This window comes from Pseudomonas sp. URIL14HWK12:I5 (genome assembly GCF_900176445.1).
Lineage (GTDB): Bacteria > Pseudomonadota > Gammaproteobacteria > Pseudomonadales > Pseudomonadaceae > Aquipseudomonas > Aquipseudomonas monteilii.
Genome location: NZ_FWXQ01000003.1, coordinates 461,665 through 479,730 on the forward strand (window position 1 = coordinate 461,665; position 18,066 = coordinate 479,730).

General features: G+C 61.9%; 15 protein-coding genes. All 15 read right to left on the reverse strand.

All coding sequences use genetic code 11. From position 1 onward, the window contains the following. Positions 1-32: 32 nt before the first annotated feature. Positions 33-740, reverse strand: a complete 708-nt coding sequence (gene ispD, locus B9A31_RS10440; RefSeq protein ID WP_084296977.1) for a 2-C-methyl-D-erythritol 4-phosphate cytidylyltransferase — start codon at positions 738-740, stop codon at positions 33-35. Next, the gene (ftsB, locus tag B9A31_RS10445) at positions 737-1,018 is read right to left on the reverse strand and encodes a cell division protein FtsB (protein ID WP_016712918.1); all 282 of its coding nucleotides are present in this window, start codon (positions 1,016-1,018) and stop codon (positions 737-739) included. The genes ispD and ftsB overlap by 4 nt, the downstream gene beginning before the upstream one ends. Positions 1,019-1,186: 168 nt before the next feature. Further along, the gene (gene eno, locus B9A31_RS10450) at positions 1,187-2,476 is read right to left on the reverse strand and encodes a phosphopyruvate hydratase (protein ID WP_016712919.1); all 1,290 of its coding nucleotides are present in this window, start codon (positions 2,474-2,476) and stop codon (positions 1,187-1,189) included. 153 nt (positions 2,477-2,629) lie between these two features. Beyond that, positions 2,630-3,475 (reverse strand): 3-deoxy-8-phosphooctulonate synthase, encoded by an 846-nt coding sequence (kdsA, locus tag B9A31_RS10455; protein ID WP_019097123.1) that lies wholly within the window; start codon positions 3,473-3,475, stop codon positions 2,630-2,632. Positions 3,476-3,478: 3 nt separating this feature from the next. Continuing rightward, a complete protein-coding gene (locus B9A31_RS10460; protein ID WP_019097122.1) occupies positions 3,479-5,107 on the reverse strand; it encodes a CTP synthase in 1,629 nt (542 codons plus the stop codon). Positions 5,108-5,376: 269 nt separating this feature from the next. Further along, positions 5,377-6,660, reverse strand: coding sequence for a tRNA lysidine(34) synthetase TilS (tilS, locus tag B9A31_RS10465; RefSeq protein WP_025755053.1), 1,284 nt, complete (start codon positions 6,658-6,660; stop codon positions 5,377-5,379). A 147-nt stretch (positions 6,661-6,807) separates the two neighbouring features. Further along, positions 6,808-7,755 carry an acetyl-CoA carboxylase carboxyltransferase subunit alpha gene (locus B9A31_RS10470; RefSeq protein ID WP_025755052.1) on the reverse strand — a complete coding sequence of 316 codons (948 nt, stop codon included), beginning with the start codon at positions 7,753-7,755 and terminating at the stop codon, positions 6,808-6,810. 106 nt (positions 7,756-7,861) lie between these two features. Continuing rightward, positions 7,862-11,386, reverse strand: a complete 3,525-nt coding sequence (dnaE, locus tag B9A31_RS10475; RefSeq protein ID WP_027609875.1) for a DNA polymerase III subunit alpha — start codon at positions 11,384-11,386, stop codon at positions 7,862-7,864. Between the two features lie 217 nt (positions 11,387-11,603). Continuing rightward, a complete protein-coding gene (rnhB, locus tag B9A31_RS10480; protein WP_019097118.1) occupies positions 11,604-12,227 on the reverse strand; it encodes a ribonuclease HII in 624 nt (207 codons plus the stop codon). Between the two features lies 1 nt (position 12,228). Beyond that, a complete protein-coding gene (gene lpxB / locus B9A31_RS10485) occupies positions 12,229-13,356 on the reverse strand; it encodes a lipid-A-disaccharide synthase (protein WP_019097117.1) in 1,128 nt (375 codons plus the stop codon). 1 nt (position 13,357) lies between these two features. Beyond that, on the reverse strand, positions 13,358-14,134 hold the full coding sequence (lpxA, locus tag B9A31_RS10490) for an acyl-ACP--UDP-N-acetylglucosamine O-acyltransferase (protein ID WP_016712927.1): 777 nt from the start codon (positions 14,132-14,134) through the stop codon (positions 13,358-13,360). Beyond that, positions 14,131-14,571, reverse strand: coding sequence for a 3-hydroxyacyl-ACP dehydratase FabZ (gene fabZ / locus B9A31_RS10495; protein ID WP_003252314.1), 441 nt, complete (start codon positions 14,569-14,571; stop codon positions 14,131-14,133). Before fabZ ends, lpxA begins: the two co-directional genes overlap by 4 nt. 114 nt (positions 14,572-14,685) lie before the next feature. Next, the gene (gene lpxD, locus B9A31_RS10500) at positions 14,686-15,741 is read right to left on the reverse strand and encodes a UDP-3-O-(3-hydroxymyristoyl)glucosamine N-acyltransferase (RefSeq protein ID WP_019097116.1); all 1,056 of its coding nucleotides are present in this window, start codon (positions 15,739-15,741) and stop codon (positions 14,686-14,688) included. A gap of 1 nt (position 15,742) precedes the next feature. After that, positions 15,743-16,246 carry an OmpH/Skp family outer membrane protein gene (locus tag B9A31_RS10505; RefSeq protein WP_003252311.1) on the reverse strand — a complete coding sequence of 168 codons (504 nt, stop codon included), beginning with the start codon at positions 16,244-16,246 and terminating at the stop codon, positions 15,743-15,745. 44 nt (positions 16,247-16,290) lie between these two features. Continuing rightward, positions 16,291-18,066 (reverse strand): outer membrane protein assembly factor BamA (gene bamA, locus B9A31_RS10510; protein WP_084296978.1); only part of this gene is annotated, 1,776 nt, incomplete at its 5' end.

Below are 18,066 nucleotides of genomic sequence, written 5' to 3' on the forward strand. Positions count from 1 at the left end.
GCCTGTACCGGCCTATTCGCGGGCTTGAGACTTCAGCGGCGCCCAGCCCAGCGCTGACGCAACCACTCCAGGTCTTCGGGGCGCGTGACCTTGATGTTGTCACTGCGCCCTTCCACCAGCCGCGGCGCCTGGCCGGACCACTCGATGGCCGAGGCTTCATCCGTCACGACCACATCCGACACCAGGCACTCGGCCAACGCCCGGTGCAGTGCCCCAAGGCGGAACATCTGCGGTGTGTAGGCCTGCCAGATGGTGCTGCGGTCCACGGTAGCACTTACCCGGCCGCTGCCATCGGCACGCTTGAGGGTATCGCGCGCCGGTACCGCCAGCAAGCCACCCACCGGGTCGTCCGCCAGCTCCGACAGCAGCTTGTCCAGGTCGCTGCGCGCCAAATTCGGCCGCGCAGCATCATGCACCAGCACCCAGTCGCTGTCAGAGGCGCCTTGCGCATGCAGCCACAGCAAGGCATTGAGCACCGAATCGGCACGCTCGCGCCCACCCGCGGCGCGCTGGATGCGCGGGTCGCTGGCGCAACGCAGGGCCGGCCAGTACGGGTCATCGTCAGCAATGCTGACCACCACGCCTTTGAGGGCCGGGTGGCCAAGAAAACAGTCGAGGCTGTGCTCGAGAATGGTCTGCCCCGCCAGCTCCAGGTATTGCTTGGGGCGGTCGGCAGCCATGCGGGCACCTACGCCCGCAGCAGGAATCACGGCCCAGAAGGCCGGTAAGGTATCGATCATTTCTGTGGCAACTGGAAGAGGGTTTCGCCCTCTTTGACCATTCCCAATTCGTGGCGAGCCCGTTCTTCAACGGTCTCCATGCCTTTTTTCAGCTCCAGCACTTCGGCATCGAGCACGCGGTTGCGCTCAAGCAAGCGCTCGTTCTCGGCATGCTGCTCGTCAATCTGCTGCTTCAGTTCGGTCACTTGCGCCAGGCTGCCATTACCCACCCACAGGCGGTACTGCAGGCCACCCAGCAGCAGGAGCAGAACGAGGAACACCCAATAGGGACTGCGCATCACGTTATCCAGGTTAAAAAGGCTGCCGCGTACTTGTTACTTCGGGGCCTCGAATAGCACGAAGCCTGGCCGAGGCCAGGCTTCGTTGACAGAAACCCGTTGGGATGAAGGAAAGATCAGTACGAACGTTCCTACAACTCCGGCTGCTGTCTTTTTACCATCTCTTGCTTAGCCGCGAAACTCGGCACGACCACGGTAAACCGCTTTGGCACCCAGTTGCTCTTCGATGCGCAGCAGCTGGTTGTACTTGGAAACGCGGTCGGAACGGCACAGCGAGCCGGTCTTGATCTGGCCAGCAGCGGTACCGACGGCCAGGTCGGCAATGGTCGAGTCTTCGGTTTCACCGGAGCGGTGCGAGATCACTGCGGTGTAGCCGGCAGCCTTGGCCATCTGGATGGCTTCCAGGGTTTCGGTCAGCGAGCCGATCTGGTTGAACTTGATCAGGATCGAGTTACCGATACCCTTCTCGATGCCTTCCTTCAGGATCTTGGTGTTGGTCACGAACAGGTCGTCGCCAACCAGCTGTACCTTTTCACCAATCTTGTCGGTGAGGATCTTCCAGCCAGCCCAGTCGGACTCGTCCAGGCCGTCTTCGATCGAGATGATCGGGAAGCGCTCGGTCAAGCCTTTCAGGTATTCGGCGAAACCTTCCGCGTCGAACGACTTGCCTTCGCCGGACAGGTTGTATTTGCCGTCTTCATAGAATTCGGAAGCCGCGCAGTCCAGGGCCAGGGTCACATCGGTACCCAGCTTGTAACCGGCTTTTTCAACCGCTTCGGCGATGGCGCCCAGGGCGTCTTCGTTGGAAGCCAGGTTAGGAGCGAAGCCACCTTCGTCACCCACGGCGGTGTTCAGGCCACGGGCCTTCAGCACGGCTTTGAGGTGGTGGAAGATTTCGGTGCCCATGCGCAGGCCGTCGGAGAAGGTCTTGGCGCCTACCGGCTGAACCATGAACTCCTGGATGTCGACGTTGTTGTCGGCGTGCTCGCCACCGTTGATGATGTTCATCATCGGAACCGGCATCGAGTACTGGCCCGGGGTGCCGTTCAGGTTGGCGATGTGCGCGTACAGCGGCAGGTCCTGGTCCTGGGCAGCGGCCTTGGCGGCAGCCAGGGAAACAGCCAGGATGGCGTTGGCGCCCAGCTTGGCCTTGTTCTCGGTACCGTCCAGTTCGATCATGGCGCGGTCCAGGGCTTTCTGGTCTGCCGGGTCCTTGCCCAGCAGCAGGTCACGGATCGGGCCGTTGATGTTGGCGACAGCCTTCAGCACGCCCTTGCCCAGGTAACGGCTCTTGTCGCCATCACGCAGCTCCAGCGCTTCGCGCGAGCCGGTGGAAGCACCGGACGGCGCGCAAGCGCTGCCGATGATGCCGTTGTCGAGCAGTACATCGGCTTCCACGGTGGGGTTGCCACGCGAATCGAGAACTTCACGACCTTTGATGTCGACGATTTTTGCCATTGTTGTAAGCACTCCAGAATTGACGAAAACAACTTAGCTTAAGAAATTCTTGCCGTTCACCAGGCGGATTTGCAGTGGGCAGGCCGGGTGAAGGGAGCCCCTGACCGATTGGTCAGGGGTGGATCGGGCGGTACTTTACCCGAGAAATGAGCTTTACGCGGTTTCTACCGTCGGAAAACTTTTCACCAGGTCGTCCAGTTGCTTGAGCTGGGCCAGGAATGGCTCCAGCTTGTCCAGGCGCAGGGCGCATGGGCCATCGCATTTGGCGTTGTCCGGGTCCGGGTGGGCTTCGAGGAACAGGCCTGCCAGGCCCTGGCTCATGCCCGCCTTGGCCAGGTCGGTAACCTGGGCGCGGCGGCCACCCGCGGAGTCGGCGCGGCCACCCGGCATCTGCAGGGCGTGGGTCACGTCGAAGAACACCGGGTACTCGAACTGCTTCATGATGCCGAAGCCGAGCATGTCCACCACCAGGTTGTTGTAGCCGAAGCTCGAACCACGCTCGCAGAGGATCAACTGGTCGTTACCGGCCTCTTCGCACTTGGCCAGGATGTGTTTCATTTCCTGGGGTGCGAGGAACTGGGCCTTCTTGATGTTGATCACCGCGCCAGTCTTGGCCATGGCCACCACCAGGTCGGTCTGCCGCGACAGGAAGGCCGGCAGCTGGATGATGTCGCATACCTTGGCAACCGGCTCGGCCTGGTAAGGCTCGTGCACGTCGGTGATCACCGGCACATTGAAGGTGCGCTTGATCTCTTCGAAGATCTTCAGCCCTTCTTCCATGCCCGGGCCACGGTAAGACGTCACCGACGAACGGTTGGCCTTGTCGAAGCTGGCCTTGAACACGTAGGGGATACCGAGCTTCTCGGTAACCCGCACGTACTCCTCGCAGACCTTCATTGCCAGGTCACGGGACTCCAGGACGTTCATGCCGCCGAACAGGACGAACGGCTTGTCGTTGGCGATCTCGATGTTACCGACGCGGATGATCTTCTGGGTCATTGATCAGGCCTTGTTCTTCTGAGCCAGGGCTGCCTTGACGAAACCACTGAACAGCGGGTGGCCGTCACGCGGGGTGGAGGTGAACTCCGGGTGGAACTGGCAGGCGACGAACCATGGGTGGTCCTTGGACTCGACCACTTCCACCAGCGCGCCATCTTCGGAACGGCCAGAAACCACCAGGCCAGCGTCGACCAGTTGCGGCAGCAGGTTGTTGTTCACTTCATAGCGGTGGCGGTGACGCTCGGTGATCACGTCCTTGCCGTAGCAGTCGTGGACCTTGGAACCGGCAGCCAGCTGGCAGTCCTGTGCGCCCAGGCGCATGGTGCCGCCCAGGTCGGAAGCCTCGTTGCGGGTTTCGACGGCACCGGTGGCATCGGCCCACTCGGTGATCAGGCCGACCACAGGGTGGCCGCTGTTGCGGTCGAACTCGGTGGAGTTGGCGTCTTTCCAGCCCATGACGTTACGGGCGAATTCGATCACGGCCACCTGCATCCCCAGGCAGATACCCAGGTACGGCACCTTGTTTTCACGGGCGTATTGCACCGCAGTGATCTTGCCTTCCACGCCGCGCAGGCCGAAACCGCCCGGCACCAGAATGGCATCGGCGCCTTCGAGCAGGCTGGTGCCCTGGTTCTCGATGTCTTCCGAATCGATGTAGCGCAGGTTGACCTTGGTACGGTTGGTGATGCCGGCGTGGCTCATCGCTTCGATCAGCGACTTGTACGCGTCCAGCAACTCCATGTACTTGCCGACCATGGCGATGGTCACTTCATGCTCAGGGTTGAGCTTGGCATCGACCACCTTGTCCCATTCGGACAGGTCGGCGCCGCTGCACTGCAGGCCGAAACGCTCGACGACGAAATCGTCCAGGCCCTGTGCGTGCAGTACGCCCGGGATCTTGTAGATGGTGTCGACGTCTTCCAGCGAAATCACCGCACGCTCTTCAACGTTGGTGAACAGCGCGATCTTGCGACGCGACGAGGCATCGACCGGGTGGTCGGAGCGGCAGATCAGCACGTCAGGCTGCAGGCCGATGGAGCGCAGCTCCTTGACCGAGTGCTGGGTCGGCTTGGTCTTGGTTTCGCCCGCGGTGGCGATGTACGGGACCAGGGTCAGGTGCATCAGCATGGCGCGCTTGGAGCCCACTTCGACGCGCAGCTGGCGGATGGCCTCGAGGAACGGCTGCGACTCGATGTCACCCACGGTACCACCGATTTCCACCAGGGCCACGTCGGCATCGCCGGCACCCTTGATGATGCGACGCTTGATCTCGTCGGTGATGTGCGGGATGACCTGGATGGTCGCGCCCAGGTAATCACCACGACGCTCTTTACGCAGCACGTGCTCGTAGATGCGGCCGGTGGTGAAGTTGTTGTTCTGGGTCATGGTGGTGCGGATGAACCGCTCGTAGTGGCCCAGGTCGAGGTCGGTCTCGGCGCCATCGTGGGTGACGAACACTTCACCGTGCTGGAACGGGCTCATGGTGCCCGGATCGACGTTGATGTACGGATCCAGCTTGAGCATGGTGACCTTCAGGCCCCGCGCTTCCAGGATGGCCGCCAGGGAAGCCGAGGCAATGCCTTTCCCCAATGAAGAAACAACACCGCCCGTGACGAATATGTAGCGCGTCATGAAAAACCCTAGAAGTCTGCGTTAAGGCGGCCAGCGCCGCCGGAGAAAGCGAAGGAAGGCCGAAGCCCCCGATCACCTGCGTCAATCACAGTGCATCTCGAAAAACTGCCGCGTCTGTACAGACCAGGGGTATCCCCGGCATGGAGCTCGCTCGTCATTTCCAGAATCAGCCCAGCAAAAAACTGCTTGGTAATCGGCAACTCCTGTGTTTTCGCGGAACCCACAGAAGCTGTATCAAGAAGGGAGGGTAGTCTACCCGAATGTACCCTTCAGCTCAAACCTTGCGCGTTCGTCGGTAACTGCCAGTGCAGCTGGCAATCCGCCTGCACCAACCCCGGCAGGTTGGCCACCGCCAGCAAACACTCGCCCTGATACAGCAGCGGCAGGCGTGGGCGCAGGAAATGCGGCACCTGCAACTCGTTGAGCAGGCGCTTGAGGTCGCGCCGCCCACGGCCGGGGACGTCCAGCATTTCGCCGCCCTTGCGATAGGCGATGCGCAGGTCTGCGAACGGCTGTGCGACCGCAAGACGCACGCTGCCGTTACCTGGCAGCACCAGCGGCCCGGTGGGGTTCACCCAGGCCAGCTCGCCGACGGGCAGCTGTAGCCAGTCACCACTCAGCCACCAGATGCGCCCATGGCTGCGCAGCAGTTGCCCGTCGGCGAGCCGCCAGACGGGCTGGGCATCCCCGGCAGCATCACGCAGGTCCGCCCAACCAGCCCAGTGCCGGGTGTCTGGCAAACGGGTGCGAAGGCTCAGCCAATACTGCAGGGCATTGCGCTGACGGGCGGGCGACAACGCGACCAGGGATGCCAGGTCGAGCGAGTCCAACCCGGCCCAGGCCTTCGGCGCCCCCCTTTCTGCGCACGCAAGGTCACCTTGGGCGAGCTCGTCCAGCAGCCCCAGGGCTTCGCCCAGGTGCTCTGCGGCGCGGGCGAGGTTCTGGGTGGTTTGCGGCCAACGTTGCTGCAAATGCGGGAGCACCTCGCCACGCAGGAAGTTGCGGGCGAAATGTGTGTCGGCGTTTGACGGGTCTTCGATCCAGGCCAGCCCTTTCATTCGGGCATAGGCCTGCAGTTGCTGCCGAGAACAAGCCAGCAAAGGCCTGACCAGACTGCCCTGCCCTAGCGCCCGCTGCACCGGCATTGCAGCCAGGCCACGCAGGCCGGCGCCGCGCAACAGACGAAACAGCAGGGTTTCGGCCTGGTCGTCACGGTGCTGGCCGGTGAACAGGATGTCGCCGGGGCTCAGGGCTTGCTCGAACGCGGCATAGCGGGCGTCGCGGGCGGCCTGTTCGAGGCTGGCACCGGGGGCGATCTGGACGTGGATGACCCGGAGTTCAATGCCGAGATTGTCGCAGATGGCTTGGCAGTGAGCCGGCCAGGCGTCGGCGGCGGACTGCAGACCGTGATGGACATGAATCGCCCGCAGCGGGGGGGATGCGTGGTGGCGGACGTAGTCGCCCAGCAGGTGCAGGAGGACAGTGGAATCGAGGCCGCCGGAGAAGGCGATGTACCAGGCTGGGGCATTGAGCCAGGGGGTGAGGTTGATCATCTGTTCCTCACTTGGCTTGAGATTGCCGGGGGGCTTTGCACCCCTTTCGCGACACAAGGCCGCTCCTACAGGAAAACGCGGTCGCCTGCAGGAGCGGCCTTGTGTCGCGAAAGGGCCGCAAAGCGGCCCCTGGGCTAAATCAGTGAATCAGAGGCCGTAGCTCATCAGGCGCTCGTAACGGCGGGCCAGCAGCGCGTCGTTGTCGAACTTGCTGAGCATGTCCAGCTGCTGCACCAGGTCGGCGCGAATGCTTTCCGACATCTTGACAGGGTCGCGGTGGGCGCCGCCCAACGGTTCCTGGATCACCTTGTCGACGATGTTCAGGCTCTTCAGGCGCTCGGCAGTGATGCCCATGGCCTCTGCTGCATCGGCCGCCTTGTCGGCAGTCTTCCACAGGATCGAAGCGCAACCTTCCGGCGAGATCACCGAGTAGGTGGAATATTGCAGCATGTTCAGCTGGTCACACACACCGATGGCCAGTGCACCGCCAGAACCACCCTCGCCAATCACGGTCGCGATGATCGGGGTTTTCAGGCGAGCCATCACACGCAGGTTCCAGGCAATTGCCTCGCTCTGGTTGCGCTCTTCGGCGTCGATGCCCGGGTAGGCACCCGGGGTGTCGATAAAGGTCAGGATCGGCATCTTGAAGCGCTCGGCCATTTCCATCAGGCGGCAAGCCTTGCGGTAGCCTTCCGGGCGCGGCATGCCGAAGTTGCGGCGCACCTTCTCGCGTACTTCACGGCCCTTCTGGTGGCCGATGACCATGACCGGCTTGCCGTCCAGGCGTGCGGTACCACCCACAATGGCGGCGTCGTCGGAGAAGTGGCGGTCACCGTGCAGCTCTTCGAACTCGGTGAAGATGTGTTCCAGGTAGTCCAGGGTGTAAGGACGACGTGGATGACGGGCCAGACGGGCGATCTGCCAGCTGGTCAGGTTGCCGAAGATGCTTTCGGTCAGGGTGCTGCTCTTGTCTTGCAGACGGGCAATTTCATCGCTGATGTTCAGCGAATTGTCGTTGCCTACCAGGCGCAGGCCTTCGATCTTGGCTTGCAGGTCGGCAATCGGCTGTTCGAAATCGAGAAAATTCGGGTTCATAGTCATCCGTCTTGGGTCTACGGCCAGGCGGCCGGCCGGTTGATCCGTTTGGCGCCCTACCTTAAGGGATCAGGCGCATTCAGGTCGAGATTAAATTTTTTTCGGTTCAACGATATTGCAGGAAGACGTTCTCACGCCCGAACTGGTCACGCAGCGCCTGAATCAGCCCGTCGGCCGGGTCGATTGCCCACTGGTCGCCGAACTGCAGCATGGCCTTGGCATCGCTGCCGGTGTATTCCAGGGTAATCGGGCAGGCACCGCGATGGCGGGTAATCAGCTCGCCCAGCCACTTCAGGCGGTCGCCCTTCAATGCGTCGTGCGCCACCTTAAGCCGAAGGCTTTCGGCCAGCTTGGTGCGCGCATCTTCCATGGTCATCACCTGCTTGACCCGCAGGCGCAGGCCACCGGAGAAGTCGTCGTTGCTGACCTCGCCCTCCACCACCACCATGGCATCGTTCTGCAGCAAGGACTGTGCCGCCATGAACGCATCGGCGAACAACGATGCCTCGATGCGCCCAGAGCGGTCATCCAGGGTCACAAAGCCCATCTTGTCGCCCTTCTTGTTCTTCATCACCCGCAGGGCAATGATCATGCCGGCGATAGTCTGGGTTTCACGCGACGGCTTCAGGTCGACGATGCGCTGGCGGGCAAAGCGGCGGATTTCGGCCTCGTATTCGTCGATCGGGTGGCCGGTGAGGTACAGGCCAAGGGTGTCCTTCTCACCCTTCAGGCGCTCCTTGAGGGTGAGTTCACGCACCTTGCGGTGGTTGGCATAAACATCGACATCCGCCTCGCCGAACATGCTGCCGAACAGGTCGACATGGCCGCTGTCAGCGGTATGGGCTGCCTGCTCGGCAGCCTTGATGGCTTCACCCAACGCGGAGATCAAGGTTGCACGGTTGATGTCGATGTTGGCGTGATAGGCCTTGATCTCGTCATGGAAATGCGGCCCCAGGCGGTCCAGCGCGCCACTTCGGATCAACGCATCCAGGGTGCGCTTGTTGACCCGCTTGAGGTCGATCCGTTCACAGAAGTCGAACAGGTCCTTGAACGGGCCGCCCTGGGCACGGGCCTCTACAATTGCCTCTACCGGGCCTTCACCCACGCCCTTGATGGCACCCAGGCCATAGACGATGCGCCCGTCGTTGTTGACGGTGAACTTGAAGTCGGAGAAGTTCACATCCGGCGCGTCGAGGCGCAGCTTCATGCTGCGCACCTCCTCGACCAGCACCACCACCTTGTCGGTGTTGTGCATGTCCGCCGACAGTACCGCGGCCATGAACGGCGCCGGGTAGTGGGTTTTCAGCCAGGCGGTCTGGTACGACACCAGGCCATAAGCCGCGGAGTGGGATTTGTTGAACCCGTAACCTGCGAACTTTTCTACCAGGTCGAAGATGTTACCGGCAAGGTCCGCGTCGATATTGTTGGCCACGCAGCCTTCGATGAAACCACCGCGCTGCTTGGCCATTTCCTCGGGCTTTTTCTTACCCATCGCCCGGCGCAGCATGTCGGCGCCGCCCAGGGTATAGCCTGCCATCACCTGAGCAATCTGCATCACCTGTTCCTGATACAGGATGATGCCGTAGGTCGGTGCCAGTACCGGCTTGAGGCCTTCATACTGGTAGTCGGAGTGCGGGTAAGCCAGCTCGGCGCGGCCGTGCTTGCGGTTGATGAAGTCGTCCACCATGCCCGATTGCAGCGGGCCTGGACGGAACAGTGCCACCAGTGCGATCAGGTCTTCCAGGCAGTCGGGCTTGAGCTTCTTGATCAGCTCCTTCATGCCGCGCGATTCGAGCTGGAACACCGCCGTGGTCTCGGCCTTTTGCAACAGCTCGTACGTCTTGCGGTCGTCCAGCGGGATGAAGTCAATGTTGACGTCGGGCAGGTTGTTCTTCGCCTGCTCGCGGTTGATGATCTCCATCGCCCACTTGATGATGGTGAGCGTACGCAGGCCAAGGAAGTCGAACTTCACCAGGCCGGCAGCCTCGACGTCATCCTTGTCGAACTGGGTTACCAGGCCACCGCCTTCTTCATCACAGGCAATCGGCGAAAAATCGGTAAGCTTGGTCGGCGCGATAACCACACCACCGGCGTGCTTGCCGGTGCCCCGGGTCACACCTTCCAGCTTCAGGGCCATGTCCCAGATTTCGCGGGCGTCTTCATCGCCTTTGAGGAAGTCGCGCAGGATCTCTTCCTGCTCGTAGGCCTTCTCCAGGGTCATGCCCACTTCGAACGGGATCATCTTCGACAGGCGGTCGGCCAGGCCGTAGGACTTGCCCTGCACCCGCGCCACGTCTCGCACCACCGCCTTGGCGGCCATGGTGCCGAAGGTGATGATCTGGCTCACTGCGTTGCGGCCGTAGGCCTCGGCCACGTAGTCGATCACCCGGTCACGGCCGTCCATGCAGAAGTCGACGTCGAAGTCGGGCATGGAAATACGTTCAGGGTTGAGGAAGCGCTCGAACAGCAGGTCGTAGGCCAGCGGGTCGAGGTCAGTGATCTTGAGTACGTACGCCACCAGCGAGCCAGCACCCGAACCACGGCCCGGGCCCACCGGCACGTCGTTGTTCTTGGCCCACTTGATGAAGTCCATAACGATCAGGAAGTAACCGGGGAAGCCCATCTGGATGATGATGTCCAGCTCGAACTTCAGGCGGTCCAGGTACACCTGGCGCTTTTCTTCGTAATTGGGCGTGGTCTCTTTCGGCCACAGCACCGCCAGGCGCTCTTCCAGGCCTTCGTGGGCCACATGCCGCAAGTAATCGTCGATACCCATGCCATTGGGCGTGGGGAAGTCGGGCAGGAAGTACTTGCCCAGCTGAACCTGGATATTGCACCGCTTGGCGATTTCGACCGTGTTGGCGATGGCATCAGGCAGGTCGCTGAACAGCTCGGCCATTTCCTCGGCCGACTTCAGGTATTGCTGATCGCTGTAGCCACGCGGGCGGCGCGGGTCGTCGAGGGTCCAGCCTTCGCCAATGCACACGCGGGTTTCATGGGCGTCGAAATCGGACTGCTTGAGGAAGCGCACGTCGTTGGTAGCCACCAGCGGGGCGCCGAGCTTGTCTGCCAGCGCTACGGCAGCGTGCACGTACTCTTCGTCACGGGCGCGGTTGGTGCGCTGCACTTCAACGTAGAAGCGATCGGGGAACATGCCCATCCAGTCTTGCAGCAGGGCCTGGGCTTCATCGTCCCGGCCGGCCAGCAAGGCCATGCCGATGTCGCCTTCCTTGCCCGCAGACAGGGCAATCAGGCCTTCACTGGCAGGGGCGATCCATTCGCGCTGCAGGATGACCAGGCCATTGCGCTGGCCGTCGGTCCAGCCACGCGAGATCAACTCGGTGAGGTTGCGGTAGCCCTTGGGGTCCATGGCCAGAAAGCAGATGCGCGACGGCGGCGCTTCCGGGTCGGCACCGGCCAGCCACAGGTCGGCGCCGCATATCGGCTTGATGCCGGCGCCCATGGCGGTCTTGTAGAACTTCACCAGCGAGCACATGTTGCTCTGGTCGGTGATCGCCACCGCCGGCATGTTCATCCCCGCCAGCGCCTTGGCCAGCGGTTTGACCCGCACCAGGCCGTCGACCAGCGAGAATTCGGAGTGGACGCGCAGGTGAACGAAGGGAACCGACATGGAAGATCCTGTAGCAGTGCTGAACGACAAGGGCGGGATTGTAGCTTAAATGGGGATGGGATTTGGGGCTGCTTCGCAGCCCTTCGCGGCGGTTCGGCGCACCGACTTGCCCGCCCCCACAGGGATATCACTGCTCTCGGGAACGACGCCGCACCTGTGGAGCGGGCAAGTTGGTGCGCCGAACCGCCGCGAAGGGCCGCAAAGCGGCCCCACCAGGTCAGATCAGGGAATCGGTGACGCCTTCGCGTGCTTCCCAGGCCGCCCGCACCGGGGCAAAGGAACGCCGATGAATGGGCGTAGGCCCCAACCGTGCCAGGGCCTCGAGGTGCACCGGCGTGGGGTAACCCTTGTGCCCACCCATGCCATACCCTGGGTAAATCAGCTCGAAGGCACTCATCTCCCGGTCTCGGGTCACCTTGGCCAGGATCGAAGCCGCCGCGATAGCTGGCACCTGGCTATCGCCCTTGACCACTGGCGAAGCCGGTACGGCCAGCTTCGGGCAGCGGTTGCCATCGATCAGGGCCAGCTTCGGTGTAATGTGCAGGCCTTCCACGGCGCGCTGCATGGCCAGCATGGTCGCATGCAGGATGTTGAGGCGGTCGATTTCCTCGACTTCGGCACGGGCGATACAGAAGCTCAGCGCCTTTTCCCGGATTTCGTCGAACAACGCCTCGCGCTTGGCTTCGGTGAGCTTCTTCGAATCGTTCAGGCCAAGGATCGGGCGCGCAGGGTCGAGGATCACCGCCGCCGTTACCACCGCGCCACACAGTGGGCCACGGCCCACTTCGTCGACGCCGGCGACCAGGTCCTCGACCAGGTTGAAGTCCAGTCCAATTTGCATGTCAGCGGTCCTTGAGCAGGGCCAGTACCGCCTCGGCCGCCTGATTGGAGGCGTCAAGGCGCAGGGTGCGGTGAATTTCGTCGAAACGTTCGGTCTGCCGGCTGCCATCACGCACCAGCGGCGCAAGGGTATTGGCCAGGGCTTCGCTGGTCGCAGCGTCTTGCAGCAGCTCGGGCACCAGTTCGCGCTGGGCAAGCAGGTTAGGCAATGACACGTAGGGGCTTTTCACCAGGCGCTTGAGAATCCAGTAGGTCAAGGGCGCAAGGCGATAGGCCACCACCATAGGCCGCTTGTACAGCAACGCTTCCAGGGTGGCGGTACCGGAGGCGATCAGTACCGCGTCACAGGCCGCCAGTGCCTGATGCGACTGGCCATCAAGCAGCGTCAGCGGCAGTTGCCGCCCTTCGAGCATCTGTTCAACCTGGGCACGCCGCGCGGCATTTGCGCAGGGCAGCACGAAGCGCACGCCCGGCACCTGTTGGCACAAGCGCTCTGCGGCATCAAGGAACAATGCCCCCAGTCGCCCGACTTCCCCACCCCGGCTGCCCGGCATCAGGGCCACTACCGGCCCCTCGCCCAAGCCCAGCGCAGCGCGCGCGGCCGGGCGGTCGGCTTCAAGCGGTATGGTGTCGGCCAACGGGTGGCCGACAAAACGCACCGGCACGCCCTGCTCTTCATAGAACCGCGCCTCGAACGGCAACAGCGTCAGCATCAGGTCGCAGCCTTCGCGAATCTTCAGCACGCGCTTCTGCCGCCACGCCCAGACCGACGGGCTGACGTAATGCACGGTCTTGATCCCGGCCTGACGCAGTTTCAGCTCGATATTGAGGGTGAAGTCAGGGGCGTCGATGCCGATGAATACATCCGGCTTTTCGTCGATCAGCGTCTGGATCAGCAACTTGCGGCGCTTGAGCAACTCGCGCAGGCGCCCCAGTACCTCGACCAGGCCCATGACAGCCAGGCGCTCCATGGGGAAGTACGATTGCAGGCCTTCGGCTTCCATCAACGGGCCGCCAACGCCAATGAAACGCACATCCGGGTGGCGCGCCTTCAGGGCACGCATCAGGCCGGAACCCAGAATGTCGCCGCTGGCCTCACCTGCGACCAAGGCTACGCAAAGCGGGGCCATGTCAGCGGGTGATGCCGCGGGCGGAGTTCACGATCGACTGGCGGAACAGTTCGACCTCAGGGTGTTGCGCGGCCATTTCCGCCAACTCCTTGAGCGCGTCTTCGACGGTCAGGCCCTGGCGGTAGACAATCTTGTAGCAGCGGCGCAGCACATGGATCACCTCGTCGCTGAAACCGCGACGGCGCATGCCCTCGAAGTTCATGCTGCGGGCTTCGGCCGGGCTGCCAAACACGGTAACAAAGGCCGGAACGTCCTTGCCAATCGCCGTCCCCATGCCGGAAAACGCGTGGGCACCGATATGGCAGTACTGGTGCACCAGGGTGTAGCCGGACAGGATCGCCCAGTCACCCACATGCACATGGCCGGCCAAGGCCGTGTTGTTGACCAGGATGCAGTGATTGCCAATGACGCTGTCGTGGCCGATGTGGGCATAGGCCATGATCAGGTTGTGGTCACCCACGGTGGTTTCAGCACGGTCCTGAACGGTACCACGGTGAATGGTCACCCCTTCACGGATCACATTGTGGTCACCGATCACCAGGCGCGTCGGTTCACCCTTGTACTTGAGGTCCGGGGTGTCTTCACCGATCGAGGAAAACTGAAAGATACGGTTATGCTTGCCGATGCGGGTCGGGCCTTTGAGCACAACATGCGGGCCGATAACGGTGCCCTCCCCGATTTCCACATCGGGGCCAACGATCGACCAAGGGCCGACCTCGACGCCATCGGCCAGTTTGGCCGACGGGTCGATAATGGCCCGAGGATCAATCGAATTCATAGGGAGCGTTCCGCGCAGGTGATCTCTGCCGAGCAAACCGGCTTGCCGTCGACCAGGGCACGGCACTCGAATTTCCAGATCATGCTCTTGCGGCTGAGGAACTTGGCTTCCAGCACCAACTGGTCACCCGGCAGTACCGGCTGACGGAAACGCAGCTTGTCGGAGCCGACGAAGTAGTACAGGGTGCCGTCGGCCGGCTTGGCATCGAGCATCTTGAAGCCAAGGATGCCGGCCGCCTGGGCCATGGCTTCGATGATCAGGACACCCGGCATGATCGGGTGCGCCGGGAAGTGGCCATTGAAAAACGGCTCGTTGATGCTGACATTCTTGTAGGCACGAATGCTCTGGGCCTCGAAGTCCAGATCCGTCACTCGGTCCACCAAGAGGAACGGGTAACGGTGAGGCAGGTATTCGCGAATCTCGTTGATGTCCATCATTTCGGGGGGGAAGCCTGTAATAAGAATAGGGAGCGCAGGTGCTGACCACACGCTCCTTTTGCAATCCAAAGAGGAGCCAGCTAGCGACTGTTCACTCTTGCTCAGGGAATGGTATCAGCCTTCTGATGTCGGCTGGCCACCTGAGGTCACGGTATCGACGCGTTTTTCCAGCTGCTGAAGACGCTTGGCCATGTCATCGAGCTGACGGATACGCGCAGCGCTCTTGCGCCAGTCAGCCAAAGGCTGCATGGCTGTGCCGGATGAATAGGAACCGGGTTCAGTGATCGAACGGGTCACCATCGTCATCCCGGAAACAAATACGTTATCGCAAATATCAATGTGCCCTACCAGGCCTACGCCGCCGGCCAGCATGCAATGCTTGCCGATGCGCGTACTGCCGGAAATGCCCACGCAAGCCGCCATGGCCGTGTGGTCACCGATCTGCACGTTGTGGGCGATCTGGATCTGGTTGTCGAGCTTTACCCCGTCACCGATCCGCGTGTCGGACAGCGCACCACGGTCGACGGCGGTATTGACGCCGATTTCCACGTCATCACCAATGGTGACGCCGCCGATCTGGGCAATCTTGCGCCAGATGCCTTTCTCATTGGCAAAGCCGAAGCCTTCGCCGCCGATCACGGCACCCGACTGGATGACCACTCGCTTGCCGATGGTGACGTCGTGATACAACGTCACCCGCGGCGCCAGCCAGCCGCCTTCACCTACAACGCAACGCGCACCGATGAAGCAATGCGCGCCGATGCTGACATCAGCCTCGATACGCGCACCGCTTTCGATAACCGCGAACGCCCCGACGCTGGCGCTGGCGTCCACCTGTGCGTCCTCAGCCACCACGGCGCTGGGATGGATTCCCGCCACAGCCTTGGGTTTGGGGTCGAACAAGTGGGAAATACGCGCATACGCCTGGTACGGGTCGGCCACGATCAGGGCATTGCCAGCGAAACTTTCGGCATCCGCAGCCTTGAGCAATACCGCACCCGCCTGGCAGTTATCCAGGTACTTGCGGTACTGCGGGTTGGCGAGGAAGCTCAATTGACCGGGGCCAGCCTCCTGCAGGGTGGCCAGACCGGTAATCTGCAGCGCCTCGGGGCCTTTGAGGGTGGCACCGAGGGCCTCGGCCAGCTGGCCTAGCGTCATGGTCACACTCATATCAACGGGCTTGGTTCATGCGCTCGATGACTTGGCGGGTGATGTCGTACTGAGGCTTGACATCGATGACCGCACCACGCTCGAGGACCAGGTCGTAGCCGCCCTTCTTGATCACTTCCTCGACAGCACCATCCAGCTTCGGTTTCAGTTGCTTGAGCATGTCGCGGTCAGCAACGGCTTTGGCTTCGTTCAGCTCCTTGGACTGGAACTGGAAGTCACGGGCCTTTTGCTTGAACTCGAGCTCCAGGCGCTCACGCTCCTGCTGCTGCATCTTGTCGCCGCCCTTGATCAAGCGGTCCTGGATGCCCTTGGCGCTGCTTTCCAGGCTTTTCAGCTTGGTCAGTTGCGGACCGAACTTCTTCTCGGCATCAACTGCGTACTTCTTGGCAGCATCCGATTCCAGCAGGGCCATCTGATAGTTCAGCACAGCAACCTTCATTTCGGCGAATGCCGGGGTGGCGACCAGCGCCGCGGCCACTACGGCCAGTTGAGCCAATTTACGCACGATGCACTCCTGGATAAACCGTTGTCATTAAGCAAGGGCCGACCTTAGAAGGTCTGGCCCAGAGAGAATTGGAACACCTGGGTATCGGCATCGTCCGGCTTCTTCACCGGCATTGCCAAGCTGAAGCTCAGCGGGCCCAGTGCGGTAATCCAGGTCACACCAAGACCAACCGAGCTGGCCATGCCCGAGAAACCGACTTTCTCGCAATCAGGCTTGTTGCCGCAATTGGTGTCGAACACGTTACCGACGTCCCAGAACACGGAGGTGCGCAGCGAACGCTGGTCCTTGACGAACGGCAGCGGGAACAGCAACTCGACACCACCTTGCACCAGCACGTTACCACCGAACGGCAACGGGTCCTGATCCGGGTCGCGGATGGTACCTGGCTTGCCACCTTCGGCCTCGCCGCGGCTCGGCGTACTGCGTGGGCCCAGGCTGCTGTCCTTGAAGCCACGGACGGAGTTGAAGCCACCCGCGAAGTAGTTCTCATAGAACGGCAGGCCAGAGGTGCTGCCGTAACCGTCACCATAGCCCAGCTCGGTGTGCAGGCGCAGGGTGTAGTCATTGGTGATCGGCTTGAACAGCTGACCACGGTAGTCGAGCTTGAAGAACGACAGGTCGCTACCCGGAATGGTGGATTCCAGAGTCAGGCTTTGCGAGTGACCACGAGTAGCCAGCACACCTTTGTTCAGGGTCGACTCGGACCAGCCGATCGAAGCCTTGAAGTTCAGGAAGTTGTCGCCTTCCTGCTCAAGGAAATCGAAGATCTCGTCAACGGTGTACTTACCGGTCTTGATCTTGTCCTGCTGCACGCTCAGGCCATAGGTCAGGCGCGAGGTTTCGCTGATCGGATAACCCAGGCTCACGCCGGCACCGTAGCTGTCAACCGCATAGCTGGCCACGTCGACGTCGAGGTCGTCGTAGTCGGTGCTGCGGTAGAAGGCGTTGTAGCCCAGGCTGACGCCGTCGGCCGTGAAGTAGGGGTCCACGAAGCCGAAGTTGTAGCGGGTCTGGTATTCCGAACGGGTCAGGCCGATCGACACCTTGTTACCGGTACCGAGGAAGTTGCTCTGGCTGATCGAACCACCGAGGATCAGGCCGGCGCTCTGGGCGAAACCGACGCTGGCGGTGATCGAACCGGAGGCCTGCTCTTCGACGCTGTAGTTGACGTCGACCTGGTCGTCGGTGCCTGGCACCGGCGGGGTTTCTACGTTGACTTCCTTGAAGAAGCCCAGGCGCTCCAGACGGGTCTTGGACTGGTCGATCAGGTAGGTCGAGGCCCAGCCACCTTCCATCTGGCGCATTTCGCGACGCAGCACTTCGTCTTCGGTCTTGGTGTTGCCGCGGTAGTTGATACGGTTGACGTAGGCACGCTTGCCCGGGTCGACCACGAACATGATGTCGACCGTGTGGTCCTGATCGTTCGGCTGTGGCACGCCGTTGACGTTGGCGAAGGTATAGCCTTCGTTACCCAGGCGGCGGGTGATCAGATCGGATGTGGTGGTCATCACCTTGCGCGAGAACACCTGGCCCGGCTGCACCAGCAGCAGCGACTTGACCTGGTCTTCCGGCACTTTCAGGTCACCGGACAGCTTCACGTCGCGAACGGTGTACTTCTCGCCTTCGTTGATGTTGACGGTGATGTAGACGTGCTTCTTGTCTGGCGTGATGGACACCTGGGTGGAGGCGATGTCCATGTTGATGTAGCCGCGGTCCAGGTAGTAGGAGCGCAGACGCTCCAGGTCGCCGGACAGTTTTTCGCGGGCGTACTTGTCGTCGTTCTTGAAGAACGACAGCCAGTTGGTGGTCTTCAGCTCGAA